The sequence below is a fragment of the Sodalis sp. RH20 genome (genome assembly GCF_047324205.1).
GTDB lineage: Bacteria > Pseudomonadota > Gammaproteobacteria > Enterobacterales > Enterobacteriaceae > Acerihabitans.
The window spans coordinates 3,427,973-3,453,883 of record NZ_CP178733.1 but is presented as its reverse complement, the minus strand read 5'-3'; the positions used below and the strand labels follow the sequence as shown (position 1 = coordinate 3,453,883).

Annotated in this window: 25 protein-coding genes; 15 read left to right on the top strand and 10 right to left on the bottom strand. The window is 57.3% G+C overall.

The genetic code is table 11. The annotated features are described in order from the left end of the window. The first annotated feature begins 2 nt into the window (after nucleotides 1–2). The 6 genes from ACL2XM_RS15945 (at nucleotide 3) to ACL2XM_RS15920 (ending at nucleotide 7,979) form a co-directional block, all read left to right on the top strand. Nucleotides 3–845 (top strand): ABC transporter permease, encoded by an 843-nt coding sequence (locus ACL2XM_RS15945; RefSeq protein WP_413731223.1) that lies wholly within the window; start codon nucleotides 3–5, stop codon nucleotides 843–845. Beyond that, nucleotides 845–1,780, top strand: a complete 936-nt coding sequence (locus ACL2XM_RS15940) for an ABC transporter permease (RefSeq protein WP_413727090.1) — start codon at nucleotides 845–847, stop codon at nucleotides 1,778–1,780. The genes ACL2XM_RS15945 and ACL2XM_RS15940 overlap by 1 nt, the downstream gene beginning before the upstream one ends. Continuing rightward, nucleotides 1,777–3,381: an ABC transporter substrate-binding protein gene (locus tag ACL2XM_RS15935; RefSeq protein WP_413731220.1), complete on the top strand. Its 1,605-nt coding sequence runs from the start codon at nucleotides 1,777–1,779 to the stop codon at nucleotides 3,379–3,381. Before ACL2XM_RS15940 ends, ACL2XM_RS15935 begins: the two co-directional genes overlap by 4 nt. A gap of 53 nt (nucleotides 3,382–3,434) precedes the next feature. Further along, nucleotides 3,435–4,382, top strand: coding sequence for an acetamidase/formamidase family protein (locus ACL2XM_RS15930; protein WP_413727089.1), 948 nt, complete (start codon nucleotides 3,435–3,437; stop codon nucleotides 4,380–4,382). 10 nt (nucleotides 4,383–4,392) lie between these two features. After that, the gene (locus ACL2XM_RS15925) at nucleotides 4,393–6,111 is read left to right on the top strand and encodes an ABC transporter ATP-binding protein (protein WP_413731218.1); all 1,719 of its coding nucleotides are present in this window, start codon (nucleotides 4,393–4,395) and stop codon (nucleotides 6,109–6,111) included. 146 nt (nucleotides 6,112–6,257) lie between these two features. Then, on the top strand, nucleotides 6,258–7,979 hold the full coding sequence (locus ACL2XM_RS15920) for a lysophospholipid acyltransferase family protein (RefSeq protein ID WP_413730883.1): 1,722 nt from the start codon (nucleotides 6,258–6,260) through the stop codon (nucleotides 7,977–7,979). Here the strand turns inward: ACL2XM_RS15920 and ACL2XM_RS15915 are convergent. After that, on the bottom strand, nucleotides 7,976–9,058 hold the full coding sequence (locus ACL2XM_RS15915; protein WP_413731216.1) for an MBL fold metallo-hydrolase: 1,083 nt from the start codon (nucleotides 9,056–9,058) through the stop codon (nucleotides 7,976–7,978). The genes ACL2XM_RS15920 and ACL2XM_RS15915 overlap by 4 nt on opposite strands. 220 nt (nucleotides 9,059–9,278) lie before the next feature. Between ACL2XM_RS15915 and ACL2XM_RS15910 the strand changes: the two genes are divergently transcribed. Beyond that, nucleotides 9,279–9,854, top strand: a complete 576-nt coding sequence (locus ACL2XM_RS15910) for a TetR/AcrR family transcriptional regulator (protein WP_413722227.1) — start codon at nucleotides 9,279–9,281, stop codon at nucleotides 9,852–9,854. Between the two features lie 635 nt (nucleotides 9,855–10,489). Further along, nucleotides 10,490–11,254 carry an SDR family NAD(P)-dependent oxidoreductase gene (locus tag ACL2XM_RS15905; protein ID WP_410016253.1) on the top strand — a complete coding sequence of 255 codons (765 nt, stop codon included), beginning with the start codon at nucleotides 10,490–10,492 and terminating at the stop codon, nucleotides 11,252–11,254. Nucleotides 11,255–11,350: 96 nt separating this feature from the next. Here ACL2XM_RS15905 and ACL2XM_RS15900 read toward each other — a convergent pair whose 3' ends face one another. Further along, a complete protein-coding gene (locus ACL2XM_RS15900) occupies nucleotides 11,351–12,007 on the bottom strand; it encodes a LexA family protein (protein WP_410016252.1) in 657 nt (218 codons plus the stop codon). A 213-nt stretch (nucleotides 12,008–12,220) separates the two neighbouring features. Between ACL2XM_RS15900 and ACL2XM_RS15895 the strand changes: the two genes are divergently transcribed. Beyond that, nucleotides 12,221–12,445, top strand: a complete 225-nt coding sequence (locus ACL2XM_RS15895; RefSeq protein ID WP_410016251.1) for a PerC family transcriptional regulator — start codon at nucleotides 12,221–12,223, stop codon at nucleotides 12,443–12,445. Nucleotides 12,446–12,508: 63 nt separating this feature from the next. Then, complete coding sequence (locus ACL2XM_RS15890) at nucleotides 12,509–12,739, top strand: phage holin (RefSeq protein ID WP_410016250.1); 231 nt, start codon at nucleotides 12,509–12,511, stop codon at nucleotides 12,737–12,739. 157 nt (nucleotides 12,740–12,896) lie between these two features. Here ACL2XM_RS15890 and ACL2XM_RS15885 read toward each other — a convergent pair whose 3' ends face one another. Next, nucleotides 12,897–13,139 (bottom strand): DinI-like family protein, encoded by a 243-nt coding sequence (locus tag ACL2XM_RS15885; protein ID WP_410016249.1) that lies wholly within the window; start codon nucleotides 13,137–13,139, stop codon nucleotides 12,897–12,899. Between the two features lie 251 nt (nucleotides 13,140–13,390). Between ACL2XM_RS15885 and ACL2XM_RS15880 the strand changes: the two genes are divergently transcribed. Together ACL2XM_RS15880 and ACL2XM_RS15875 are read left to right on the top strand one after the other, a co-directional pair. Continuing rightward, on the top strand, nucleotides 13,391–14,242 hold the full coding sequence (locus tag ACL2XM_RS15880) for a hypothetical protein (RefSeq protein ID WP_413731214.1): 852 nt from the start codon (nucleotides 13,391–13,393) through the stop codon (nucleotides 14,240–14,242). Between the two features lie 216 nt (nucleotides 14,243–14,458). Continuing rightward, nucleotides 14,459–15,280 carry an alpha/beta fold hydrolase gene (locus ACL2XM_RS15875; protein WP_410016247.1) on the top strand — a complete coding sequence of 274 codons (822 nt, stop codon included), beginning with the start codon at nucleotides 14,459–14,461 and terminating at the stop codon, nucleotides 15,278–15,280. Nucleotides 15,281–15,344: 64 nt separating this feature from the next. Here ACL2XM_RS15875 and azuC read toward each other — a convergent pair whose 3' ends face one another. The 7 genes from azuC to ACL2XM_RS15840 all read right to left on the bottom strand — a co-directional run bounded on the left by azuC (nucleotide 15,345) and on the right by ACL2XM_RS15840 (nucleotide 20,594). Continuing rightward, nucleotides 15,345–15,428, bottom strand: coding sequence for a stress response protein AzuC (azuC, locus tag ACL2XM_RS15870; protein WP_162367771.1), 84 nt, complete (start codon nucleotides 15,426–15,428; stop codon nucleotides 15,345–15,347). A 173-nt stretch (nucleotides 15,429–15,601) separates the two neighbouring features. Further along, complete coding sequence (locus ACL2XM_RS15865; RefSeq protein WP_410016246.1) at nucleotides 15,602–16,003, bottom strand: acyl-CoA thioesterase; 402 nt, start codon at nucleotides 16,001–16,003, stop codon at nucleotides 15,602–15,604. Between the two features lie 100 nt (nucleotides 16,004–16,103). Next, complete coding sequence (locus tag ACL2XM_RS15860; RefSeq protein ID WP_410016245.1) at nucleotides 16,104–16,898, bottom strand: SDR family NAD(P)-dependent oxidoreductase; 795 nt, start codon at nucleotides 16,896–16,898, stop codon at nucleotides 16,104–16,106. Between the two features lie 244 nt (nucleotides 16,899–17,142). Then, on the bottom strand, nucleotides 17,143–18,030 hold the full coding sequence (locus ACL2XM_RS15855; protein ID WP_410016244.1) for a LysR family transcriptional regulator: 888 nt from the start codon (nucleotides 18,028–18,030) through the stop codon (nucleotides 17,143–17,145). Nucleotides 18,031–18,156: 126 nt separating this feature from the next. After that, nucleotides 18,157–18,639 carry a hypothetical protein gene (locus ACL2XM_RS15850; RefSeq protein WP_410016243.1) on the bottom strand — a complete coding sequence of 161 codons (483 nt, stop codon included), beginning with the start codon at nucleotides 18,637–18,639 and terminating at the stop codon, nucleotides 18,157–18,159. Nucleotides 18,640–18,660: 21 nt separating this feature from the next. Then, nucleotides 18,661–19,494, bottom strand: coding sequence for a hypothetical protein (locus tag ACL2XM_RS15845; protein ID WP_410016242.1), 834 nt, complete (start codon nucleotides 19,492–19,494; stop codon nucleotides 18,661–18,663). A 179-nt stretch (nucleotides 19,495–19,673) separates the two neighbouring features. Further along, on the bottom strand, nucleotides 19,674–20,594 hold the full coding sequence (locus tag ACL2XM_RS15840) for a hypothetical protein (protein WP_413731212.1): 921 nt from the start codon (nucleotides 20,592–20,594) through the stop codon (nucleotides 19,674–19,676). Between the two features lie 359 nt (nucleotides 20,595–20,953). On the opposite strand from ACL2XM_RS15840, the gene ACL2XM_RS15835 reads away from it, so the two are divergent. From ACL2XM_RS15835 to fusA, 3 genes are all read left to right on the top strand, one after another. Continuing rightward, nucleotides 20,954–22,027 carry a fatty acid desaturase gene (locus ACL2XM_RS15835; protein ID WP_413731210.1) on the top strand — a complete coding sequence of 358 codons (1,074 nt, stop codon included), beginning with the start codon at nucleotides 20,954–20,956 and terminating at the stop codon, nucleotides 22,025–22,027. 554 nt (nucleotides 22,028–22,581) lie between these two features. Beyond that, nucleotides 22,582–23,280, top strand: a complete 699-nt coding sequence (locus tag ACL2XM_RS15830; protein WP_410016239.1) for an extensin family protein — start codon at nucleotides 22,582–22,584, stop codon at nucleotides 23,278–23,280. 262 nt (nucleotides 23,281–23,542) lie between these two features. After that, nucleotides 23,543–25,642, top strand: coding sequence for an elongation factor G (fusA, locus tag ACL2XM_RS15825; protein WP_413731209.1), 2,100 nt, complete (start codon nucleotides 23,543–23,545; stop codon nucleotides 25,640–25,642). Nucleotides 25,643–25,911: the final 269 nt, after the last annotated feature.

Below are 25,911 nucleotides of genomic sequence, written 5' to 3'. Positions count from 1 at the left end.
CCATGTTATTGCGTTTATACCGCCGTCCGATGCTGTTGCTGTCCGTGCTGTTTATTGTGCTGGTGATACTGGCGGCGCTGTTCGCCCCCTGGCTGGCCCCGTTTGACCCGGATGAGCAGTTTGCCGAGGGCCTGAGCCTGGACGGCGCGCCGCTGCCGCCGGATCGCGGCTTCTGGCTCGGTACTGATTTGCTGGGCCGAGATCTGCTCTCAAGGCTTATCTGGGGGGCGCGTACCTCCCTGCTGGTGGGCGTGGTCGCCAATGGCATGGCGGTGCTGATTGGCGTGGTGGTCGGTCTATGCGCCGGCTATATCCAGGGGCGCATCGGCAATCTGCTGATGCGTATCACCGATTTGATGATGGCGTTTCCGGCGCTGCTGCTGGCTATCGCCCTCGCCGCGATTTTCCAGCCCAGCGTGTGGATCGTCGCGTTGGTCATCGCCATGGTGAACTGGGTCCAGATTGCGCGGGTGATCTATGCCGAAACCGTCGCACTCAGCGCGCGTGATTTTGTCGCCGTGGAGCGCACCATAGGCGCCGGACCGTGGCGAATCCTCATCGTGCATCTGATTCCCCACCTGGTGCCCACCATTCTGGTCTGGGCCACCCTCGGTATCTCCACCACCGTATTGCTGGAAGCCACGCTCTCCTTCCTGGGGGTCGGGGTACAACCGCCGATGGCGAGCTGGGGCAATATCATTTTTGAAAGCCAGACCTATTTTACGTCGGCGCCCTGGCTGGTATTCCTGCCTGGCGCGGCAATCGTATTGCTGTCGCTGGCGTTTAATATCGTCGGCGACGCCCTGCGCGATGCGCTGGATCCCACCCTGAAACGAGGTCTGTGATGCCGTTTATAAGCCGTCGTTTGCTGCACGCCGCCCTGATTTTATTAGGTGTGACCTTTATCAGCTATATGCTGCTGTTTTTACTGCCCGCGGACCCGGTGCGCCAGATTGCCGGGCGCAGCGCCACCCCGGAAGTGATCGCCAGCATCCGCCATCAACTGGAGCTGGACCTGCCGTTCTGGCAGCAATATACCCACTATCTGCTGCGGTTGCTGCATGGCGATCTCGGCCGTTCATTTATCCAGCGCAGCGAGGTTAGCGCGCTGATTTCTGCGCGCATCGGCCCGTCCCTGGAACTGATGGCGGCGGGGATCCTGTGCGAACTTTTACTTGGCATTACCCTCGGTACCCTGGCGGCGGTCAAACGCAATACCCTGCTCGACAAACTGCTGATGGCCTTCTCGTTTATTGGCGTTTCCGCACCGCAATTTATCGCCGCGATGCTGTTTCTGTATCTGTTTTCGGCGGTGCTTGACTGGTTTCCGATGGGTGGCTACGGCGGTTTTAGTCACCTGGCGCTACCGGCGCTGACGCTTGGCGTGCTGGGCAGCGGCTGGTATTCGCGCATGCTGCGCTCAATGATGATTGACGTCCTCCATGAGGATTTTGTCCGTACCGCCCGGGCCAAAGGATTAAGCCGGGCGCGGGTGCTGTTCCGTCATGTGCTGCCCAACGCCGTATTGCCGCTGATCCCGATGATTGGCATTGATATCGGCATCTTCCTGGGCGGGCTGGTGGTGGTGGAGTCGGTGTTTGGCTGGCCGGGGATCGGGCAATTGGCCTGGCAGGCGATCCAGCAGGTCGATATTCCGGTAATTGTCGGCGTTACCACGGTATCTGCGGTGGCGATTGTCGGCGGCAACCTTATTGCGGATCTGCTGCTGCCATGGGTGGATCCGCGCATTGATATCAAGAACTCGAGGGGAAGACCATGAAAAAGCGCTTAGTGATGATGGCGGTGGCGGCATGTTTCGCCGGGGCGGCCCATGCGGAGGAGGCGAGGCAGGGCGGCAATGCGGTGGTCACGTATCAGAATGACGTGGCGACGCTTGATCCGGCGATTGGTTATGACTGGCAGAACTGGTCGATGATCAAAAGCCTGTTTGACGGCCTGATGGATTATAAACCGGGCACCACCGACCTGGTCAACGACCTGGCGGAAAATTACACCGTCTCTGATGACGGGCTGGTCTATACGTTTACGCTGCGCAAAGGCGTGAAGTTCCATAACGGCCGCGAGATGAAGGCTGCCGACGTGAAATACTCGCTGGAGCGCACCGTTAATCCGAAAACCCAAAGCCCGGGGGCCGGGTTCTTCAGCTCCATTGCCGGCTACGATGATATGGCGTCCGGTAAAGCGGAACACCTTGCCGGTATTGAAACGCCGGACGATTATACCGTCAAGATCACCCTCAAGGCGCCGAATGCCACCTTCCTGCATGTGATGGCGCTGAATTTCGCTTCTGTCGTTCCCCATGAAGCGGTGGAACAATGGGGCGCGGATTTCGGCAAACATCCGGTTGGCACCGGGGCTTTTGAGTTGAGCACATGGAAGCTTGGCCAGGAATTGGTGTTCAAGAAGAATCCCAACTACTTCCGCAGTGGTCTGCCGCACCTTGATACCATCACCTTTGAAGTGGGGCAGGATCCCTCGGTGGCCCTGCTGCGCCTTGAGCGCGGGGAAGTGGATATCGCCGGTGACGGCGTGCCGCCGGCCCGGTTCCTGCAATTTAAGCAAGACCCCAAATATAAGGGGCTGCTGGTGACCGGCGATCAGCTCCAGACCGGTTACCTGACCATGAAAACCACCCTAAAGCCGTTCGATAACCTGAAGGTGCGTCAGGCGGTCAATATGGCCATCAACAAAGATCGTATCGTGCGCATTATCAACGGCCGCGCCGTTGCGGCCAACCAGCCGCTACCCCCGGCGATGCCCGGCTATGACACCGCCTATAAAGGGCTGGGTTATGACGTGGCGAAGGCCAAACAGCTGCTTGGCGAGGCAGGGTTTGCCAATGGTTTCAGCACCGAACTGTATGTGATGAATACCGATCCGCAGCCGCGCATCGCCCAGTCTATCCAGCAGGATCTGGCCAAGGTGGGTATTCGCGCCAGCATTAAATCTCTGGCCCAGGCCAACGTCATTGCCGCAGGCGGTTCAGCCGATCAGGCGCCGATGGTCTGGTCCGGCGGCATGGCGTGGATTGCCGACTTCCCGGATCCATCCAACTTCTGGGGACCGATCCTCGGCTGCGGCGGCGCGGTGGATGGCGGCTGGAACTGGGCGCGCTACTGTAATAAAACCCTGGACGCCGAAGCCGAAAAAGCCGACAGCATGGCCAAACCCGATCAGCAGGACGCGCGTATCGCCGCCTGGCGCAAAATTTTCATCAGCGCCATGGATGATGCGCCCTGGGTGCCCATTTTTAACGAAAAACGTTTCACGGTACGTTCCGCCAATATGGGCGGGGAGGACGCGCTGTACGTCGACCCGGTGCATGTTCCGGTCAACTATGACTATATCTGGAAAAAATAATCCGCCTGGCGGGCCGGCCGGCACCGGTTCGCCGCTATTGAAGGAGAGATGGCATGTGTCAAAACTGCCTGGTTAAAACCATTCATCACGCGCAGCACCATTTCGGCTGGGATAACAGCCTTGTCCCCGAGGCCCGCGTCGCGTCCGGCACCACGCTTGAGTTTCACTGTCTTGACTCGTCCAACGGTTTTTTCACGCCGCAATCCACCGCCGCCGATGTCGGCGCCATGCCGTTTGACAAAATCAATCCGGTTAACGGTCCTGTATACGTGGAAGGCGCCTTGCCTGGTGATGTGCTGAAAGTGACTATCGACGCCTTCCGCCCCTCCGGTTTCGGCTGGACGGCCAATATCCCCGGCTTCGGGCTGCTGGCGGATCAGTTCACCACGCCGGCGCTGGCCTTATGGCATTACGATAAAACCACGCTGGCGCCCTGCGCGTTTGGCCGCCATGGACGGGTGCCACTGAAGCCTTTTGCCGGCACCATCGGCGTGGCGCCGGCCGAGGCGGGCCTGCATTCCATCGTGCCGCCCAGGCGGGTGGGCGGCAACCTGGATATTCGCGATCTCAACGCGGGTTGTACCCTTTACCTGCCGGTGGAAGTGGAGGGCGCGCTGTTTTCGATCGGCGATACCCATGCCGCGCAGGGCGACGGCGAGGTGTGCGGCACGGCGATTGAAAGCGCCATGGACGCGGTGGTGAAACTGGAGGTGGTAAAAAACATGCCGTTGGCCACGCCGCGTTTTTCCACTCCAGGGCCGGTGACCGATCATCTCGACAAGGCGGGATACGAGGTATTTACCGGCGTAGGTCCGGATCTGATGACCGCCGCCCGTGACGCGCTGCGCTACTGTATCGACGCCCTGTGCCGGGAGCAGCATATGAGCCCGGAGGATGCCTATATGCTGTGCTCGGTCTGCGGCGATCTCCGCATCAGTGAAATTGTCGACATGCCGAACTGGGTGGTGTCGTTCTACTTTCCGAAACTGGTTTTACAGTGAGGTACTTGCGATGCAGCCAGCCCTGATTTCAGTGGAGCGTCTGTCAATTGAATTCGGCTCCCGCCGGGTGGTGGATGATGTCAGCTTTGCATTATTGCCGGGCAAAACGTTGTGCATCGCCGGGGAATCGGGCAGCGGCAAATCCCTGGCGTCCCTGGCCATTATGGGGCTGCTGCCCAATGAGGCGAGCGTGCCCGGCGGGGCCATTGTATTTGACGGCCGCGATCTGCTGAGCCTGTCGGATCCTGAGATGCAGCCGCTGCGCGGCAAGCAGATCGGCATGATTTTCCAGGAGCCGATGACCTCCCTTAACCCGCTGATGACCGTCGGGCAACAACTGGAGGAAACGCTGCAACGCCATGAACCCTTCGATCGCCGTGCCCGGCGTATGCGGGTCGTGGAGATGCTGGACGCGGTAAAATTCACCCAGGTGGAAAAGCGTCTTAAACAGTACCCGCACGAACTGTCCGGCGGGATGCGCCAGCGGGTGATGATTGCCATGGCGATGCTGTGCAAACCCCGGGTGCTGATTGCCGATGAGCCGACCACCGCGCTGGATGTCACCATCCAGGCGCAAATCCTGCAGTTAATGCGCGAGCTGCAGCGGGAGTTCAATACCAGCGTATTGATGATCACCCATGATATGGGGGTGGTGGCGGAAATGGCGGATGACGTGGTGGTCATGAACCAGGGACGCATTGAGGAACGCGCCCCGGCGGCGCAGCTGTTCCACGCGCCGCGGGCGGCCTATACCCGCAAGCTGCTGGCGGCGGTGCCGGTGCTGGGCAGCGCGCCGCCGATTGCCCCGGTGGAACATGCCGAGCCGCTGCTGTCGGTAAACCGCCTGACGGTACGTTTCCCGGTGCGCCGGGAGGGCTTTAGCCCGCGCCGCCAGGTCTTTGCGGTGGATAACGTCACGTTTGATCTCTGGCCGGGAGAGACCTTAGGCATTGTGGGCGAAAGCGGTTGCGGTAAGTCCAGCCTCGGCAAGGCGCTGATGAATATGGTGCCGTTCGAGGGCAGCGCGCGGCTGGCCGGGCAGGAACTTAACGGCCTGCGAGGGGACGCGCTCAACGCTGTGCGCCAGGAGATCCAGATGGTGTTCCAGGACCCGTACGCCGCGCTTAATCCACGCCAATCGGTTTTTGAACTGGTGGGGGAGCCGATGCTTATCCATCAGCGCATGCGCGGGGAGGAAAGACGCGCGCGCGTGGGCCAGCTGCTGGAACAGGTCGGGTTGCCGGCCGGTGTCATGGATCGCTATCCGCACCAGTTCTCCGGCGGCCAGCGGCAGCGTATTTGCATTGCCCGGGCGCTGGCGCTGAACCCCCGGCTTATCATCGCCGATGAATCGGTATCGGCGCTGGACGTGTCGGTGCAGGCGCAGGTGCTGGCGTTGCTGGAGGCGTTGCGCGGGGAGTACCGGCTCAGCTACGTGTTTATTTCCCATGACATGGCGGTGGTGGAGCGCATTTGCCATCGGGTCGCGGTCCTGTTCGCCGGCCGGATTGTCGAGATTGGCCCACGGGATCAGGTATTGCATCATCCGCGTCATCCCTACACCCGCCGGCTGCTGAGCGCGGTGCCCATGCCGGACGTCAGGCAAAAACGGGATTTCCACAGTCTGCTGACCGATATGGCCCGCCCGGACCCCATCAAGCCGCTCGGCTGGCAAAGTCCGCCGCAGCAGTTTACCGACTACGGCAACGGACACCTGGCTGCCTGTTAAGCATGACATGGCCGCGAGCGGCTGTGTCGTTCGCGAAGCAGCGGTCCTGAGCCGCAGATGAGGGATTACCCAATCTGTCATCTGCCCGCCATGTCGTTGTCATCGATGCTGTTTATGGTCGGAGGAACGCATTTGGAGGTGTTCCTATGTTTAGCATGGAAACGGTGCTTCAGGATCTGAACCCACGGCATAAAACCGCGCCCTGGCAACTCAGGCTGCTGAAATGGCTATTTCGCGAAAAAGAGTTTCATCAGTTAGCCGATAATTACCGGCATCTGAAGGGACTGGACATGGTGGAGCAGATCCTTGAATTTTTAAATATCCAGTGCGAACTGACCGAGCGCGATCTTGAGCAAATCCCCAGCTACGGTCCGGTCGTGGTGGTGGCCAACCATCCGATCGGCACCATCGACGGGCTGGTGTTGCTGTGCGCGGTCGCGTCGGTGCGCAGCGATGTCAAGGTGGTGGCGAACCGGCTGCTGTCGCGCGTGGAATCGTTAAGCAGCCTGATGATCCCGGTGGATAATATGGGCAACCGGACGCGCCGTACGCAGGTGGCGCTGATGCAGGAACACCTCGATAACCAGGGCGTGCTGATCGTGTTCCCGGCGGGAGAAGTCTCGCGTCTTGGCAGCAAAGGCGTACGTGACGGCCGCTGGCGCACCGGTTTTATCCGTCTGGCCGCCAAAAGCCGTGCGCCCGTCGTGCCGGTGCATATCGGCGGCGGCAACAGCGCGTGGTTTTATCTGTGTTCGCTGCTTTACCGCCCGCTGTCCTCGCTGTTATTGGTGCGGGAGATGTTCCGCCAGCGCGGCAACCGCCTTAAATTACATATCGGCGCGCGCATACCCTACGCCAACTGGCATGATGGCCATACCGACGTCAATGTCCTGGCCGGACGCTTTCGCCGTCATGTTTACCGCATCGGGCTGGGTAAAGACGGTTTGTTCGCCACCGAGTCGGCCATTGCCCGCGCCGAAGATCGCGCCGTCCTGAAGCGCGCGCTGTCCGCCAGCGAAACGCTGGGCCGGACGCCTGATGGCAAAATCATCTATTTATACCGGCGCACCGGCGAAGAGTACGTGCCGATATTGCGCGAATTGGGCCGTCTGCGGGAAATCGCCTTTCGCGCCGTCGGGGAAGGCAGCGGCCGCCGCCGCGATCTCGATAGCTATGACGACGATTATTATCACCTGGTGCTCTGGGATCCGCAGGAGCTGGAGATCATCGGCGCCTACCGCTTTATTCCCACCGCCGGGCACATTAAGCAAAAAGGCATTGCGGGTCTCTACAGCCAGAGCCTGTTCCATTATGGCCATGAAATGGATCCCATTCTCGATCAGGGTATCGAGCTGGGGCGGAGTTTTATCCAGCCCCGGTATTGGGGCAAGCGCGGCCTGGATTACCTGTGGCTGGGGATTGGCGCGTATCTGGCTACCTATCCGCAATACCGCTATCTGTTCGGCCCGGTGTCGATTTCCGGCGGCCTGCCGCTGGCGGCGCGGGATATACTGGTCGCGTTTTACCGACTCTATTTTGCCCCGGCGCTGCCGCTGGCGACATCGCGGCGGCCCTATCCGGCGTCGCTGCCCGAGGTGCTGGCGCAATTTACCGGGGATGATTATCAGGCGGATTTGCAAAAGCTGAAGCAGTTGTTAAGTCATTTTGGCTGCAGTATCCCGCCGCTGTACAAGCAGTATTCTGAACTGTGCGCCACCGGCGGCGTGCAATTTATCGACTTCGGCAGCGACCCCGCGTTCAACAACTGTATAGACGGACTGGTGCTGGTTGACCTGACCCAACTCAAACCCGCGCGTTATGCCCGCTATATTGGCTTCCATAACGCCGCGCTTAAGCAGCCCGCTTAACCGTCAGTCTTTTCCCACCACCGGGTGAATGCCTGCCCCGGGCGGTCCAGCAACACGGCTTCGCCAATCGCCGGCGTCAAGAGTCTGTAGGTTTTATCCCGGCTGGCGGCGGACAGGCGGATGTACGGATCGTCCCAGGCATGGTTGGACATGCAAAACCGCCCGGAGTGGCCGGCCAACAGCGCGCCGGCGCGCACGTCCGTCGCCGCCAGGGCAACTTGCTCAGGCATCATATGAATGTACTTCCAGCTCTTGTCGTATTGCCCATTCTCCATAATGGCCAGGTCGACCGCGCCAAAGCGGTCGCCTATAGCGGCAAAATGCGGCCCGTAGCCGCTGTCGCCGCTGTAAAAAACCTTGCGGGCCGGTGTTTCCAGCATAAAGCTGGCCCACAACGTTTTGTTGCGGGCCAGGCCACGGCCGGAAAAATGACGGGCCGGCAGGACATGGACGGTAAAATCGGCGGCAAAAACCCATTCCTGGTCCCAATCCGATTCATGGATAATCTCCGGTGAGAATCCCCAATATTCCAAATGCGCGCCGACGCCCAGCGGGCAAAGGATGGTTTTTATTTTTGTCCTCAGGGCGGTCAGGGTGGGATAATCCAGATGATCCCAATGATCGTGGGAAATAATCAGGTAATCGATCTCGGGCATATCCGCGGCGGAATACGGATAGTCGCCCTTAAAAGCCCGGTTAAAAACAGAAAAGGGCGCGGCGTAGGCGCTGAATACCGGGTCTATCAGGATCCTGTGGCCGCCAAGCTGCATAAAATAAGACGAATGCCCCAGCCATAGCACTGTATCCTGGCCGGCATCAAGCGCTTTCAGGTCTGTTTTCACCATCGGCAGGGCACCCGCGGGTTTCACCCGTTGACGGCTACCGAAAATAAATTCCCATAACAGCGCCACATATCCGGCGCCTTCTGTCAGCTGGGGCGTGGGCAGTGGGTTACGAAACTCGCCGCCGGTGAAGTTAACGGAGGCGCTGATACGCTCCAAACGCTTTCCCGCGGGCAATTTACCGAATGCCGGCAGAGAAAAAAAAGAGGAAAAACCGCTGGATCTGTCTGATAACATGGTGATCACGACCGTTGGGCTAACGTTCTATTGGCGGAGTATGCCTTGGCGCTACGGGCGGGCATGGTAAAATGGCTTGAATATGAGTGATTACATACTCATTATAGGGGGAACGGATTTACCGTCAATATGATCTTGCCCGTTGCGGCAAAAACCGTTGATTGCCGGACGATAAGGCGGCAGGGGTCTATCTTTTGATGACGAAAAAGGAGGGTGCCGCGTGGCTCGCCCGAAAAGTGAAGAGAAAAGGCTTGCCCTGCTCGAGGCCGCGACGGTGACGGTCGCGGAGTTTGGGTTGGGCGCGTCCACCGCGCGCATAGCCGTAAGGGCGGGTGTCGCCGAAGGCACGCTGTTCCGGTATTTCGCCACCAAAGACGACTTGCTGAATGCGCTCTACCTGCACCTCAAGCAAAACCTGTGCGGAGCGATGATGCTGGATTATAACCGCGCCGGGCCGATTAAGGAGCGCGCGCGCGCTGTATGGAACAGTTATATCGAGTGGGGCTTGGTTAACCCAGCCGCTAATAAGGCGATGCGCCAGCTGGCCGTTTCTGAAAAGATAAGTCCCGCCACTCTCGCCAGCGTGGCCGAACTGTTTCCGGATTTAAAGGCGCTGTCCGATGCCTGTTTTTTCAATCATGTTTTTATAACAGGGCAGTCGGCTTTTGCCGAGGCGATATTTATGGCGCTGGCGCAAACCACGATGGAATTTGCAGCGCGCGGAACGGATGAAATCGCGGCCTACAAGGCGGCAGGATTCGATGCCATGTGGCGGGCTTGCGCCAACGAGCAATGAACCACGCCGCGCGCCAGGCAAAGAGATTCATCAGGGTGGATAAGCCCCGGCACGGCGTCGGGGCGTGTATTCATCCAACGCTTTGCCAATAGGATATTGATATTATGTTAGCACGCTGGTATAGCTTTATAGGATGCGAACGGCGGCAATAACACGTCGTGCAGCGGCCGTCGTGCGCATGTCCCGGTTTTTAGGGCCGTGGAAAGGCGGTGGTCAAGGCGATGGTATGGGCATGTTTTATTAGCGAGGAAAAATATGACCGAAAATAAATGCGAATTAACTTACTCCCAGGTAACAACGCTGTGCTTTATGGCTTTTTTTATCCTGGCCGCGGGCATCTGCTGGATTCACGTCTGGCCATAAGCTGATCGCGTATCAGCGTCGCCTGTTCGGTTAGCCCGGCGGTGGCCTTGTCTCAGGATGCTGCATCCGCCCGGATGTAGCCAATGCCTTGCGTCCTTAATTTGTCGTCATTCCCCCTCTTTGTTCACCACGCAAAAATAACGCCGGCCGTCGTTGACATAATAGATGTCGATCAACATATAATCGGAATTAGATGTCAGTCATCATCTAAATAACGTGGCAACGCATTATCCGCTCCGCTAAATCATAACAACAGAGACAGGGGAACAACCATGGGTTTACTGCAAGGTAAGGTGGCATTGGTTACCGGCGGCACGTCGGGCATCGGCAGGGCCAGCGCTATCCTGTTCGCCCGCGAAGGCGCGCGGGTGGTGTTAACCGGGCGGCAGGAAGACGCCGGGCGCGCCGTGGTGGCCGAGATTGTCAAGGCGGGCGGCAGCGCATTATTTATTGCGGCGGACCTGACGCGCACAGAGACTATCGCCGCGGTCATTGAGCAGGCGGCGGCGCATTACGGCAGGCTGGACTGCGCGTTCAATAATGCCGGCGTGTCCGGCGGCGGTCCGATAGACTCTCTCGACGAAGCGCTGTGGGATCGCGTTCTTGACACCAACCTGAAAGCGGCGTTCTTTTGCCTGCAGGCGGAAGTCGCTCAGATGAAGCGTCAGGGAGGCGGCGGCGCGATTGTCTTTAACGGTTCGGTACTGGCGAACATCGCCCAGCCCGGGACGACGGTTTACAGCGCCAGCAAAGGCGGCATAGTCTCGCTCGCCCGCGCGGCGGCCGTGGAGTTTGGGCCGGCCGGTATCCGGGTGAATTCCATTAATCCGTCCATCACCCGCACGCCGATGACGCAGGGCCGTATTACCACCGATGAACAAGGCAACGCCTCGCATCCCTATGCCGTGGGCATCCCGCTGGGACGCATGGCGGAACCGGAAGAAATGGCGCAGGTCGCGTTGTTCCTGCTATCGGATCGCGCCTCCTATGTGACGGGACAGGCGCTGGTGGTGGATGGCGGCCAAAGCGCGATGTAACAAAAGGGAAGAAGGCCGGCGCGATGTCGCAAAACTGACGCCGGCAGATAAAGCCGTTCAGGTTTGAAAACCGACCTGCCGGTGATACGGCAAGGCTTACAAATCCATAATGATTTGTTTGACGACGCCGATGATCCGGCAGTTGCCGTTTACTTCGAGCATTTTATAGTTGGGATTGAGCGGTACCAGATATTTAAACGGGCCGTCGGTGGTGAATTTTTTCAGGGTGGCTTCGTTGCTGCCTTCCAGTTGGGCGACCACGATCTTACCGTTGGCTTCATCACTGCCGCCAAAATCGGGATCGACCACGACCACCGAACCGTCGGGGATACTGGGCGCGCCATGGGGATTGGTCATGGAATCCCCCCTGACCTTAAGGGCAAAAGCGAACTCCGACACCGAGGCCGTGGTATAAATCCAATCCCTGGCATCATCGAGGGTGACGGGTTTTTCCGATTCGGTCCAAATACCGGCCTGCACCCAGGATAACAACGGGATTTCCTTAATGCCGAAACGCGCGGTTGGCGGCAGGGGCGGATGCCCGGCGCCGGCTTCCCCTTTACCGTCCACAAGCCAGGCGGGGCGACACTGCAAGGCTGCGGCCAGCGCCTGGAGATTGGCGCCGCCGGGCTGGTAATCTCCCGACTCCCATCCCGTCACCGTGACGCGGCTGACCCCCACCAGGTTGGCCAGGACCTGCTGGGTGATGTTTAACTCTTTGCGCCTGGCACGAATGCGATTGCTCATTTCCATGTCGGTTATCCTACCATTATCTGATGTAAGTTTTATTGACTTTTTTATGTCAGATATCCTACTATTTAAAGGTCAGTATATCTGATATCAAGGTCTTTATGAAGCAAAAAGACAACATATCCTACGCATGATGTCGGGGGTGCGGCCTCCGGACATAAAAAAGCACCCCGGCAACCCTCGCCCGGCGCGGTGCTGGAGAAGGAGGTACCCACGATGACGGAACTAATAACAGCAATCACCCTGGCCAAGCGGCTGGAGAGCCGCCGGTTATGGCGGCGCGCCGCGCGCCAGTGGCTGGCGGTAATCGATATTACGCCGGATACGCATGAACGCCTGCGCGAAGGATTTATCGCCCGTAGGGAAAAATGCATTACGAACGGCAACTGTTTTTGCGGCGATTACGGCGGCATCAGCGAGGCAAGGATCATTGAGCAATGAACGTCCGCCGGGGATTGTCCCTTAACGGGGGGCAAGCTCTGCGCGACAGGTGGAGAACAGCGTATGCCCGGGAAATTGACTACCGCAGGAGCCTATTCTATGTCCGGTTTTCTTATCGCTATCGGCAACATCGGTACCTGGCTATGCCATCTGGACTGGGACAAAATCGCCATCATCCTCGGGGTGGTGATTGGCATAGCCACTTATTTCACCAATCTGTATTTCCAGCGGCGGCAGACCAAAGCCATTGAGCGGGCCGCGCAGAAAGGCAATACCCTTATTCCGCCGTCGTAACGCCGAGGCGCCGGGCGATGCCGGCACCCAGGCTTGATTAACCGGGGGAGGGCGCGGGACTACCCGCATTGTCCGGGCTGGACCTATGGGATTTCATCGGAGAGGGGACATGATAACGTAGCCCCGGCGGGCGCCGGGGCATGCGGTTGACTTCCTGTTATTCTGCGAGGGTAAGCCATTCCGCCGAGTCATCGAACATTTCCTCAACGATGCGGGCCAGGATGGCTTTATCGCTTTTGCTGGCATCCGTATCCAGGCCGTTGCGCTGCATCGGCTTGATGTTGACCTCGGCGTCAGGGAAAACCTGCTGTACGCGTTTGGTCAACTCGGCCAGGATAAGACCGCCGGCGTCGGGCAAGGCGGTAAAATTTCTTTTGTCGTAAATCAGTTCAACGTGCATGATCTATCCTTTTATTTATACTGGGTAAATATACAGTTTTTTCCGGAGCGAATGCAAGTTGCTTTGACGGTTTTTCGCGGTAAAAACGGCGCCGCGTCGATCGGGGCGGCATTGACCCGCCGTGTTCGGGCGTAATCATGGCGCCGGCCTGCCTGGCGGGGTATACTTTTACGGTGCGCTAAATCCTGTTCGCCGCTGTAATTACCTGATTTTTGATGGTAACCGAATCGCAGGTATGCCTGGGAAAACATATGATTAATCCAATTTACCGATTGCCGGTGTTGTTCCTGCTGGCCGGCCTGGCCGTCAATGCGGCCGCGGCTGAAAAAGAATGCCCCGCGGCAAAAAAAAATATCAATGACAGTAATAACCTCATCATGCTGAGCGGCACCGCCAAAGGCGACATCCGGCTGGTGGTGGCGGGGATGGTGGGAAAAGATCTGGATGAACAGGCCCGTTCAAGCATCAGTTTCGACACCTGCGGCGCCCTTATCGAGGAAGCGTACGATTACCACAAAACGGAGGGCCGCATGACCCTGCGCATGTCCAATCACACGGTAAAATCCGCTGATGGCTGGGAGAGCGAGTACGATATCGCCATCATTATCGATCGAGACGGCAAGCCAACGCTGGTTAACCATAAGCAGGGCAAAAGCCGTTTTTTTACCGGTAAAAACGGCGTGATCACCTCCTCGACCGATGCCTTTACCCTTAACGAGCGGCCCGGATTTACCACCGGGACCTATGACTACGATAATAATTTGCGTCTGGTCAAAAGCACGGCGCGGGGCACCGACGCGTTCAGCAACGATGAATATATTTACGCCTATGATAAAAAAGGTTATTTCATCTCGATGCGTTCGAACCATGGTCAAACCCGTTATCAGTATGATGCCGACGGCAGGGAGGCGGGTTCTTTCTCGGTGTCACGGACGCCGGTAAGCCAGCTCACCAAAGTGGAGCAGTGCCAGCGCAACGACGACGTGGGCAACTGCATCCTGAGTTATGGCAGCGACACGGAAATTTTACCGCAGTCGATTATCAGACGACACCGCAGCACGGCCACGCAATACCAGTATTGGGACAGCGCGGAATCACATTGATTTTCCCGTGACTTAGGCCTGCATATTCTTTTTGCCGGCATCAAGCCGCCATTATCTTTTGGCGGCGGATGGCGGCTTACTCTTTTCGTTCCTAATCTTGATAGGTTGACCCGGAAATTGATGGCGCCCGCCAGGCGTTCTCATGCCCCGTATGCAATGCCGACGATAGCGTCGGCGGCTCTTATCCCCACTCACCCGAAAAAAGGATCAGACAACATGAGCACTATCACAACCGATGACGGGACGCAGATATTCTATAAGGACTGGGGCACCGGCCAGCCGGTGGTTTTTTCCCACGGCTGGCCGCTGACCGCCGATGCCTGGGACAGCCAGATGATGTTCCTTGCCGACAAGGGCTATCGGGTTATCGCCCATGACCGGCGCAGCCATGGCCGGTCGGCCCAGACGTGGGACGGGAATGATATGGATACCTATGCCGATGATCTCGCGGCCCTTATCGCCAGCCTGGATCTGCAGGACGCCATCCTTATCGGCCATTCCACCGGCGGCGGGGAAGTGGCGCGCTATATCGGTCGCCATGGTACCGGACGCGTGGCCAAAGCGGTGCTGATAAGCGCAGTGCCGCCGCTGATGCTGCAAACGGCGGCGAATCCCGAGGGCGTGCCGATAACGGTTTTCGACGGTATCCGGGCCGGCGTGTCGGCGGATCGATCGCAATTTTATCAAGATCTCGCGGTCTCGTTTTATGGTTATAACCGCGACGGCGCCAAACTCTCCCAGGGGGTGATAGATGCTTTCTGGCTGCAGGGGATGGCGGGGGGCATCGCCGGGCAATATGCCTGCATCAAGCAGTTCTCGCAGACGGATTTCACCGAGGATCTGAAAAAATTCGACGTGCCGACCCTGGTGCTGCAGGGCGATGACGATCAAATCGTGCCGCTAGAGGTTTCGGGCCGTAAATCAGCCAAGATCATTCCCGACGCCACGTTAAAAGTATTGGCCGGCGCGTCCCACGGTATGTGTACCGTGGATGCCGATAAGGTGAACGCCGCGCTGCTTGAATTTCTCCAGGCCTGATTTCATCAGCGTTTTTTTGCCAAAAAAAAAAGCTGCCGCGGCAGCTTTTTTGACGTCATGGAAATTAATACATGGCACCGGGCGGTACGTCTTTCACGGTATTAACGTATGACAGCAGAATTTTTTTCAGGAATTTACGGAATTTCATATGCTTTCCCTCACCAGGTTTGTTCGCCTGTAACGTGTTTGCGTTTGATGAGGTAATAATATGACCTCCGTCACATAAATGCAAATATTTGTGATGCGCATCACATAAAAAAGAGCATTTTTTTACAATGCCGGCGACGTGTTTTAACACATCGCGCCAATCCGGGGCGGGGATTATAACAGCGGGGTCGCTTTGTCATTTTCATCCACCGCGACAAAATTAAACTGCCCCCGCACCACTTCCTCCCGGCCCGCCGCGTACATATCTTCAAGGAAAATGGCGACATCCACGGTGATGCTGGTCCTGCCCACCCGGCTAACCCTGCCCACCAGCTCGATAATGGTGCCGGAAGGAATGGGCCGGCTGAAGGTGATTTTTTCCGTGGATACCGTTACCAGCCGTTTGCGGCAGAAGCGGGTGGCGGTGATAAAGGAAACCTCATCCATCCATGCCAGGGCGGTGCCGCCGAACAGGGTCGAATGATGGTTTATGGTGGTGGGAAACACCACCTTGGCGACGGTGGTGGTGGATTGCAGGATTTTTTGCTTTATTTCTGCGCTTAACTCATCGTGCATAGCAATACCTTCACATCTTTTTAACAAGTTAGTGAAGTGATTATGCCTGATATCGCGCGCGCATCCCAGAGGTGCGGCAGGGCCGGAGTTCAGGTCGCCGCTAGACGATACTGTTGATAACCCCGCCGTCCACCCGCAGCGCCGCGCCGGTGGTGGCCGATGCTTGCCGGGAGCAGGTATATACCACCAGGTTGGCCACTTCCTCGGGGGTCGCCAGCCGTTGGATAATAGAGGTTGACCGGTGGGTGCGCACAAAATCGGTTCCCGCCTGTTCAATACTCACGCCCGCATCCCGGGCGGAATCCTTCAGCATCTCGCGCACGCCTTCGGACAGCGTTGGGCCGGGCAGTACCGAGTTTACCGTGACCCCGGTGCCGGCGGCGAGTTTGGCCAGCCCGCCCGCGACGGCCAGCTGCGCCGTTTTGGTCACCCCGTAATGGATCATTTCCGGCGGGATATTAAGCGCCGACTCCGATGAAATAAACACGATGCGCCCCCAGTCGCGTTCCAGCATGCCTTGCAGGTAAAAACGCGCCAGTCGTATGCCGGACATAACGTTGGTCTGGAAATAACGCTCCCACTCATCGTCATCCACGTCGAAAAAAGGCTTAGGGCCGTAAATGCCGGCGTTATTGACGATAATATCGGCGGCGGGTACGGCGCCGGTAAGCGTAGCCACGCCCGCCGCATCGGACAAATCAGCCGCCACGCCTTCAACCGCCGCCTGCGGCACCGTGTGTCGCAACTGGCCCAGCGCCTTGTCTACCGTGGTCTGGCTGCGGCCGTTAATCACCACTGACGCGCCGGCGCGCGCCAGCCCAGTGGCGATGGCAAAACCGATGCCGCCGGTGGAGGCGGTGACGATGGCGCGTTTTCCCGATAAATCAATATGCATAATAATCTCCAGAAAAAAATGCGAGGACATAGAGCGGGACAACCTGTTCACCAGCTTATCTCCGCCGGCCGTAAGACGCGACAATAAGTTCGCTTCTGATGATGCTGAAGGCGTGCGTCTGAATGAATGATAGGTCATGATGGTTGCGGCGTTAAGCGGGGCAAGGCGAACCCGTGCGTCTTTGTGACGCGGTCCTCACGCGGCGCCGGCGATATCGGGCAGGCAAACTGCCGTCGGCCTGCGGTTATGCCAGGTTTTCAGCCAGGAAGTGCAGTAGCCGTTTGATGCGGGGCGGCTGGAATTTATTCCGGTTATACAAGGCGAAAAGGGGCGCCGGTTCGATAAAATACTGATCCAATACCGTCACCAGCCGGCCCGCGGCCAGGTCTTCACTGATATCCAGGATCGACTTATAAGCGAATCCGTATCCCATGACGGCCCATTTGCGGCTGATGTCGTCGTCATTGGTGGTGTAGGCGGGGGTCATGGTCAGCTGCCGCGGCATTTTTGCTTCATCGCGATAAACCCATTGCTCCTGATTGCCCAAGGTATTAATCAGGGCAATGGACGGCAATGCCTGCAAATGGGGGGGCGCCAGCGGTGGATCCAATTGCGCCAGCAGCGCCGGAGCAACGCATACCACCCGATGACTGTCGGCCAGTTTATAGGCCGTCATGCCGGCGTCGTCGTGCTGTCCATAGCGGATGGCGATGTCAATGTCGTCGCCGATCGGGGCGGTCGTGGCGTCGGCCAGAGAGAGAATAAAGTGAATGGCGGGAAAGTCTTGGCGAAAGCGCTCCAATAAGCCGATCAGACGATTGCGGCCAACGTCGGAGGGGGCGGTAATGCGTATCGCGCCTTTGATGTCATCCTTGCCCGAACGCAACAGCTCGGTGACGTCATTAAGCTGTTCCACGGCGCGCTGGCTATAGCTTAGGAACAGCTTGCCCTCGTCGGTCAGCCTGAGCTGGCGGGTGGTCCGTTCAAACAGGCGCACCTTGAGACCGGTCTCCAGACGCACGATGCAGGCGCTCGCCGCCGCCGGAGAACAACCGAGCTTACGTCCCGCCGCCGAAAAACTGCCCAACATCGCCGCTTCGATAAAAAGTCGCAAATCACTTAAACGTTCCACTCATTATCCTTAATCTCATCTCTTTTACATTAGCATCCTTTATTATGCTGGATGACGGCGGAATTCGCCTCATTCTGCCGTTGCGTTAATTCCCCATGCCAACATAAAGTATTGACAACGGCTAATTTAAGGTATATGGCCAGCGTCTTGACCCGCGCGCGCCGCCGCCAGCCGCGCCCTGAAATCATTCAGCGCGCTAATCTCTCGCCGCAGCGCGTTTGCCCGCGCCGTCTGCCCGCGCCGGACCGGGCTTATGTCGGTACCGGGAATCAGCCTGGCCAACGCCGCCAGCAGCTCAGGCAGGGGCTGGTTTTTGTTCTGCCTGACAAAATGGCTAAGCGCGACATAAGTCAGCGGAATATAAGCTGATTCATTATGCACAATCATCCGTGGATGACGGCGGTAGAAGCCCAACAGCTGGATTTTCGCATCCGCGACAATCTCATTTTCCCGGCAAGTGCCTTCACGGGCCGGCGCCTGCGCCGGCCTGAAACGACGGTCCTTCGCCCGAACTCCCGCGGCCGGCGGCAGGCCGCTTAGCCGCCCGGCGCCGATATCCGCGAAAACGCCCAGGGCGGCACTGACAAAAGAAATATCTGACCATCGCATATCAACTTCCTCTGAAATGAGTCACAGTGGTTGGTTCTGGGTTATCCGCTGATGCAGCAGGTCATCGACGATAAGCAGGTCCTGCCGCCAAAGCGCGCATGCCTGGTCCAGGTCATCATTAATGCCGGTTAACCTTTGTTCGCGCCTTGTTATCGCCCGGCCGACAAAATAATCCAGTGAATCCAGCAGGGCGGCGGCGGCGCGGGCGCGGGCGGCGGCGAGCCCCCCGGGATAGCACGCGATCAAATCATCCAACTGCCGTCGTACTTCCCCGCGCAGCGCGTTGTTTCTGTCGCCGTCCATAAGATGATCCTCCAGGGACAGCGTAATAAGGCGGGGAGGATGGGGCAGCAGCGGCGCCAGGCTGTTTTCCAATGCGCAACGGGTTGTCTCGCGCGGTTTCCCCTCCTCGTCATGCAGTATCATTATCAGCCGTCGCCCGAGATCGGGAAAACGGTGCTGCAAGGCGGCCAGAAAACGGATTTCCGGCTGAGCCAGCCCCGGCTGGCCCGCGCCGTGGACATACAGGATCCAGTCCGCGCCGATAGCGCCGGCCAGCGCGCCGGCGGGGGAGTCGTTGATATCGTCGATAAAGAGACAGCGGCGGGAGGGGTGATCAACGCCGCTTTTTTCTGGCGAATGGCGGTCGCTCAGGGCCGTGCGCGCATTACCGCTGATGGCGGCAGGCAATACCTTCTCCAGGACGCGTTTGCCCGTACCGCGTAAACCGCACAGCGCGATACGGTGTTCGGATAACGGACGAGCATGATTTGTCCGAAATTCCCGATAAAAAATGGCAAATTCAGGATCTTCTTTGCATAAGTAGTGCAAATTATCGCGCTCAGTCCTGTTCATTCTTCATGATTTCCCATGACATACTTAAGTCCCGCTAAGGTTATCGGCAGACCTTGCCTGATGTTTAACCTTCTGTTGCCCGGGTATGGCAGGAATGGTTCGATAATGCCGGGTCGAAAGCCCGCCGACCCTCATGAGCCATGAGGTTTTTGCTTATCAATACGGCGAGATATAAAACTTCAGGCAAGAAATAATTTTACTGAGCGGCTAATAAGGTTAATGTCTTCTCCCATTTGTATTATGGCACTGATATTATTAGTTTCTCTTGGCGTTGACATGTGCTCATTGCGTGCCTGTAGCAATCTTTCATGCAAGTATTGCCCAAGCGCTGTTTCAGCTGGGAGATCCGTAATAAATGTCTCTTCCGACAGGCTATGGGCCAGGGCCAGATATTTACTCATAAAAGGCACGACGAGATATTTTAGCAGATGGTTGCCTGGACTAAATACGTTGGCAAACATTTTGTCTAGACATTCCCGCAGACGTTCGGAGATGCTCTCCAGTTTATCCTGCAGGCGGCCGGTTTTCCCGGTGTTAAAATGCGAACGTTGATCATAGATGTCCGTTGCTAAGATAACACCCATTTCTTTCATGATACTAAAATAAATAGGCGCGGTTATTATGGTTTTTTCAGGGTTGTTCTTAATGTAATCTTGCACCAGGTAATGTAATTCAGCATAACTTTTAATAAAATATAAATAATTTTTATCCCTTCGGTTATGGTATTTGTTTTTAACCTTGTGCGCCGACTTTCCCGCCAGGGCAAAAAAAAGGGCTAGACTGCGCTGCGAATATTCCTGCTCGAAACTGTCTGTTCCCATTCCCTTGGCGGCAAGGAGGGCGCGGACATCGCCTTGCGGCGCGTTTGTTCCGCGGTCACCCGGTGTATCAACGGCGGCGACTGGTGCGGCGCCGCTATCAGCGCGCGATGCATCGCCGGCCATAGTGACGTGGCGGGTAAAAAGGGGAACAGGAGCGGGTCTTGCCAGGACCAACGCGTTCCGATAGTTATTCTGCCGTGGCTGTGTTTCCCTGCCGCACAGGTTGGCGGCATAAGAAAACGTGCAGGCAATACTCGTTTGCGAAATAATGTTACCCATTATGCTCCGATGGCGTTTAAGCGAACCACTATCAATAAAATAATATGATTGTAGTTTAAAAATAACCGTTATTGTATTTTGCCATGCCTGTTGTCAGGTCCTGCATGGGATATTAACAGAGGGAAATAACTTCGTAAACGCCGGTAATGACAAGAATATTGCGCGGACGATCATCCTACGTAATGAATTATAGATGATTATTATATTTTTTATAAAATCAGGATGGTATTTTTTTACTGCCTCCAGCGCCGGCGGTACAACTATAACCTGATCTTTCGTCGTGGTGCTTGCTGAGGCCCCTTATCTCATTTCCCGCCATTCTATTGCCGTTTTAATTCGTTGGTTGCGCCGCCGGGGTGATGAATACTGACAAAAAAACCATCGGGGTAGACGCCATGTCAGAGCCAGGAAGAAAAACCGCGCACTATTTGCATGACGGCCAGCGCGATCGCATCAGGCAACTGGCGTCCACCCGATTGTGGCGCTGGGAACTGCCGACCTGGGGCCTGATCGCGCTTATTTATGCCGGGTGGTTCGGCACGGTGCATTACTGGACGGCGCTGGGGCCGTGGGTCGGCACGCCGCTGCTTATCTGGTTCACTACCTGGTATCTGTCGCTGCAACATGAGCTGATTCACGGTCATCCTACGCGCCTGCCGTGGCTGAACCAACTGTTTGGCCTGCTGCCGCTGGCGGTATGGTATCCCTATGGCCTGTACCGCGATTCACATTTGCGCCATCACCGCGACGATCATTTGACCGATCCGGTGGAGGATCCCGAGGGCTATTATTTCAGCGGCGAGAGCTGGCAGGGATTTTCCGCGCTCCGGCGGCGTCTGGTCCGGGTACGTAACACCTTGGCCGGACGTGTGCTTATCGGGCCGGCGCTGGATATCTACCGCGCGCTGCGCGGCATGGTGGCGGCCGTGGCCGGCGGCAATCGCCGCGCTGTCGGGATGTGGCTTATGCATGGCCTGCTGCTGCTGGCCCTGCTGCACTGGGTGGCGTCATCGGGTTTGCCGGTAGGGTATTTTCTGCTGGCCATAAGCTATCCGGCCCTGGCCATCACCAAAATCCGCTCGTTTATGGAGCATCGCGCCGCCCGCGATCCCCAGGCCCGCTCTGTTATCAACGAGGCGGCGTGGCCCTGGCGGTTGCTATTTCTTAACCTGAACTATCATTTAGTCCATCATGATTTACCCGCCGTGCCCTGGTATGCGCTGCGCCGGGTCTATCTGGCCGATCGGGCCGCCTATCAACGGCGCAACGGCGGCTTTGTCGTGCAGGGTTATGCTGAATGGCTGGGCGAGTACGCCTTCAGGCCGGCCGAGGTCGAAGTACATCCGTCATCGTTGGGCGACACCAGGCTTTCCGGGATGCCGGAACCTGTAAAGGACGTTTTTATTGCCGGAGCGGGATATCCACCGCAATGATGCCGGGATGGTCTGCAGCGCGTTGATTTACCATTGGATAAAATATGCTGTGGCGAGGAGTAAGCCGGGAAAAGGGTTGGGAAAAACAGGAGGATGAAGCGGGTAGGATGCCCCGAACCGAAGTTCGAGGCGTAAAGTCTAGCTCATTGCTACATGAAACCGACGCAAGTATGGACCTAAATACCGGATCCGTAAATACGCATAGCGACAATTTTCGCATCCCGGCGGGTGATTGCTCAGCAACTGTTCAATACAGGCGGTAATGACGGACATGAAGAGCGGGCCTGGCCGCCGGCGGGCGTAAAAAAAGCCCGCACAGAGGGGCGGGCAAAGACTTCACAGCAAATCAAACAGCTTAGTTGATGGATGAGTTCGATGGCGTAAAGCTGGGTATCGCCTTCATTTTAATCATAGCCAGTACAAATAAACATCAGTACAACCACTTTCAAAATTACTAATTGAATCATGTGGCAATAACTTAATTACTTCTACGTCTATACTGATTAACAACGTCGGCGATGGGCCGGTTTTAACGCTATAGGGGTGAAGTAAAGGTGCGACTGCTGACCTGCCTGTTGGTTCTGGTGGTGTTGTTAACGGCATTAGCCCCCCGTATCCGGCCCCTGCTGCCGCCCGGCTATGACCCTTTTTTGCCTTTGTCGGTCAGCGATCCGCCGACGTTTATCACCCGCTACAAACTTAAACGGCTGGCTGCCGATCCTCCGGCCTGCCTGGCGGCGCTTGAAAGGGCAAGCGCCGCCGGACGCCTTTCTTTCAGCAAGGTCGCCGATACCACCGGACCTTGCCCGCTATTGTCGCCCGTGAGGGTGCGCGGGTTCGGCCCGGTCGGGCTTAGCTCCAGTTTTCTCGCCAGCTGTCCGCTGGCGCTGAGCAGCGCCATGTTTGTCGGCCAGGCGGCGGCGCCCCTGGCGGCGGCAGGTCTTGCGTCTCCTTTAGCTCGGATTGATCATCTTGGCAGCTATGCGTGTCGTAACATCTATCACCGCAGCGAGGGGCGGCTTAGCGAACATGCCGGCGCGCAGGCGCTGGATGTGTCGGGCTTTATCCTCGCCGACGGACGGCGCATTACGGTGTCGCAACAGTGGCGGCGCCAGGATCCGGCCGGTGATTATTTACGTGACGTGTTTATGCAAAGCTGCGCTTTTTTCGGCAATTCGCTCGGTCCCGATTACAACGCCGCCCACGCCAATCATTTCCATTTCGGCATGCGCGGTTTTGGCGTCTGCCGCTAGACGCGGCATTTTGATTAACGGCCGTCCGGCAGCCTGCGCGCAGAGCGGGCGGCGACGGTAATGGCAATAAAGCCGTGGCTGACATTGAAGACAGGGCGCAAAAGGAGCATTCTGGCAAAGCGCGCCGGCATTTTTTAACCCTATTGCCGGAAAGCCTGGGATTGCGTTAATAAGACTTTTTATTACATATGCCCCGTCGCCATAGGCCGGCGGGGACGGTTAAACAGCAGGTTTTGTCCTGTAGGGCATTTAAGGTAATTGTATGGTCCGTAAAACTCCCATAGAGCGATATCGCAACATCGGCATCAGTGCGCATATAGATGCCGGCAAGACCACCACCACCGAGCGTATTTTGTTTTACACGGGCGTCAGCCATAAAATCGGTGAAGTGCATGATGGCGCCGCGACGATGGATTGGATGGAGCAGGAACAGGAGCGCGGCATTACCATTACCTCAGCTGCCACGACAACCTTCTGGAAAGGGATGGCCGGTAATTATCCGGAACATCACATTAATATCATCGATACTCCCGGGCATGTGGATTTTACCATCGAAGTGGAACGTTCGATGCGGGTGCTCGACGGCGCCGTGATGGTCTACGACTCGGTGGGCGGGGTGCAGCCGCAATCGGAAACCGTGTGGCGCCAGGCCAATAAATATAAAGTGCCGCGCATCGCGTTCGTCAACAAAATGGATCGCACCGGAGCGGATTTCTTCCGGGTCCAGACCCAGATTGCCAAACGCCTGAAAGGCGTGGCGGTGCCGATCCAGATTCCCGTGGGCGCGGAAGAGGGTTTCCAGGGCGTGGTCGATCTGGTCAAAATGAAAATCATTGTCTGGGACGATACTACCCAGGGGGTTAAGTTTACCTATCAGGATATTCCTGAAGATCTGCTGGCCCCGGCCCAGGAATGGCGCAACCATATGATGGAAGCGGCGGCGGAAGCCAGCGAGGAACTGCTGAATAAATACCTCAATGGCGAAACGCTTACCGAAGACGAAATCAAGGGCGCCATTCGTAAACGGACCATCGCCAATGAAATTGTGCCGATGCTGTGCGGCAGTGCGTTCAAAAATAAAGGCGTTCAGGCGCTGCTGGATGCGGTGGTTGATTATCTGCCGTCGCCCATTGATGTGCCGGCAATAAGCGGGCATGACGAGGACGATAAGGAGGCGGAACGTCATTCCAGCGATACCGAACCGTTCTCCGCGCTGGCGTTTAAGATCATGACCGACCCCTTTGTCGGCCAGCTGATTTTTTTCCGGGTTTATTCCGGCGTGATTGCCACCGGCGACTCGGTTTACAATCCGGTCAAGGTAAAGAAAGAGCGTTTGGGCCGGCTGCTGCAAATGCATGCCAATGAACGTAAAGACATTAAGGAAGTGCATGCCGGCGATATCGCCGCCACCGTGGGCATGAAGGATGTGACCACCGGCGATACCCTGTGCGATCCTGATCATCCGATTATCCTTGAACGTATGGTTTTCCCCGATCCGGTCATTTCACAGGCCATCGAGCCTAAAACCAAGGTCGATCAGGAAAAAATGGGTATTGCCCTGGGGCGTTTGATGCAGGAAGACCCGTCGTTTCGCGTCAAGACCGACGAGGAGTCCGGCCAGACCATTATCTCCGGCATGGGCGAGCTGCATCTGGAAATCCTGATGGAGCGTATGCGGCGTGAGTTCGGCGTGGCGGTGACGGTGGGTAAACCGCAGGTGGCCTATCGTGAAACCATCAAAAAGACCGTGGAAGAAGTGGAAGGCAAGTACGTTAAGCAGACCGGCGGCCGTGGGCAGTATGGGCATGTGGTGTTGAAAATCGAACCGCAGCCGGCGGGGAAAGGGTATGAATTCGTCGATGCCATCAAGGGTGGGGTGGTGCCGCGCGAGTATATTTCCTCTATCGATAAGGGTATTCAGGATACCTTGACCTCCGGCGTTTTGGGCGGTTATCCGGTGGTGGATGTGAAAGCTACGCTGTTTTTCGGTTCCTATCATGAGGTCGATTCCAACGAAAATGCGTTTCGTATGGCGGCGTCGATGGCGTTTAAGGATGGGATGCGCCAGGCGCAGCCAATTCTGCTGGAGCCAATGATGGCGGTGGAAGTGGAAACGCCGGAAGATTTCATGGGCAACGTGATGGGTGATTTGTCGTCACGGCGCGGTATGGTGCAGGGGATGGAAGATATTCTCGGCAGCAAGCTTATTCGTGCCGAAGTGCCGTTGGCGGAAATGTTCGGTTATTCCACCACGCTGCGGTCTATGTCGCAGGGGCGCGCCACTTATACCATGGAGTTTAAGCACTATTCGGAAGCGCCGAAAGCGGTGGCCGAGGCAGTGATCAAAACCCGCGGTAAGTAACGCTATATATGCCCGGTGATGGCGGGCTTATCGTGCCATGGGGCCTCGGTCGGGCGGGAAAACCACGCCCGATTCAACCCCATCGGCACGCTCTCCCTTTGACACGCTCGTTGCAGGATTTGTGTTAGCGGGCCTACCGCGCCATGGGGCCTCGGTCGGGCGGGAAAACCGCGCCCGATTCGGCCCCATTGGCACGCTCTCCCTTTGACACGCTCGTTGCAGGATTTGTGTTAGCGGGCCTACCGCGCCATGGGGCCTCGGTCGGGCGG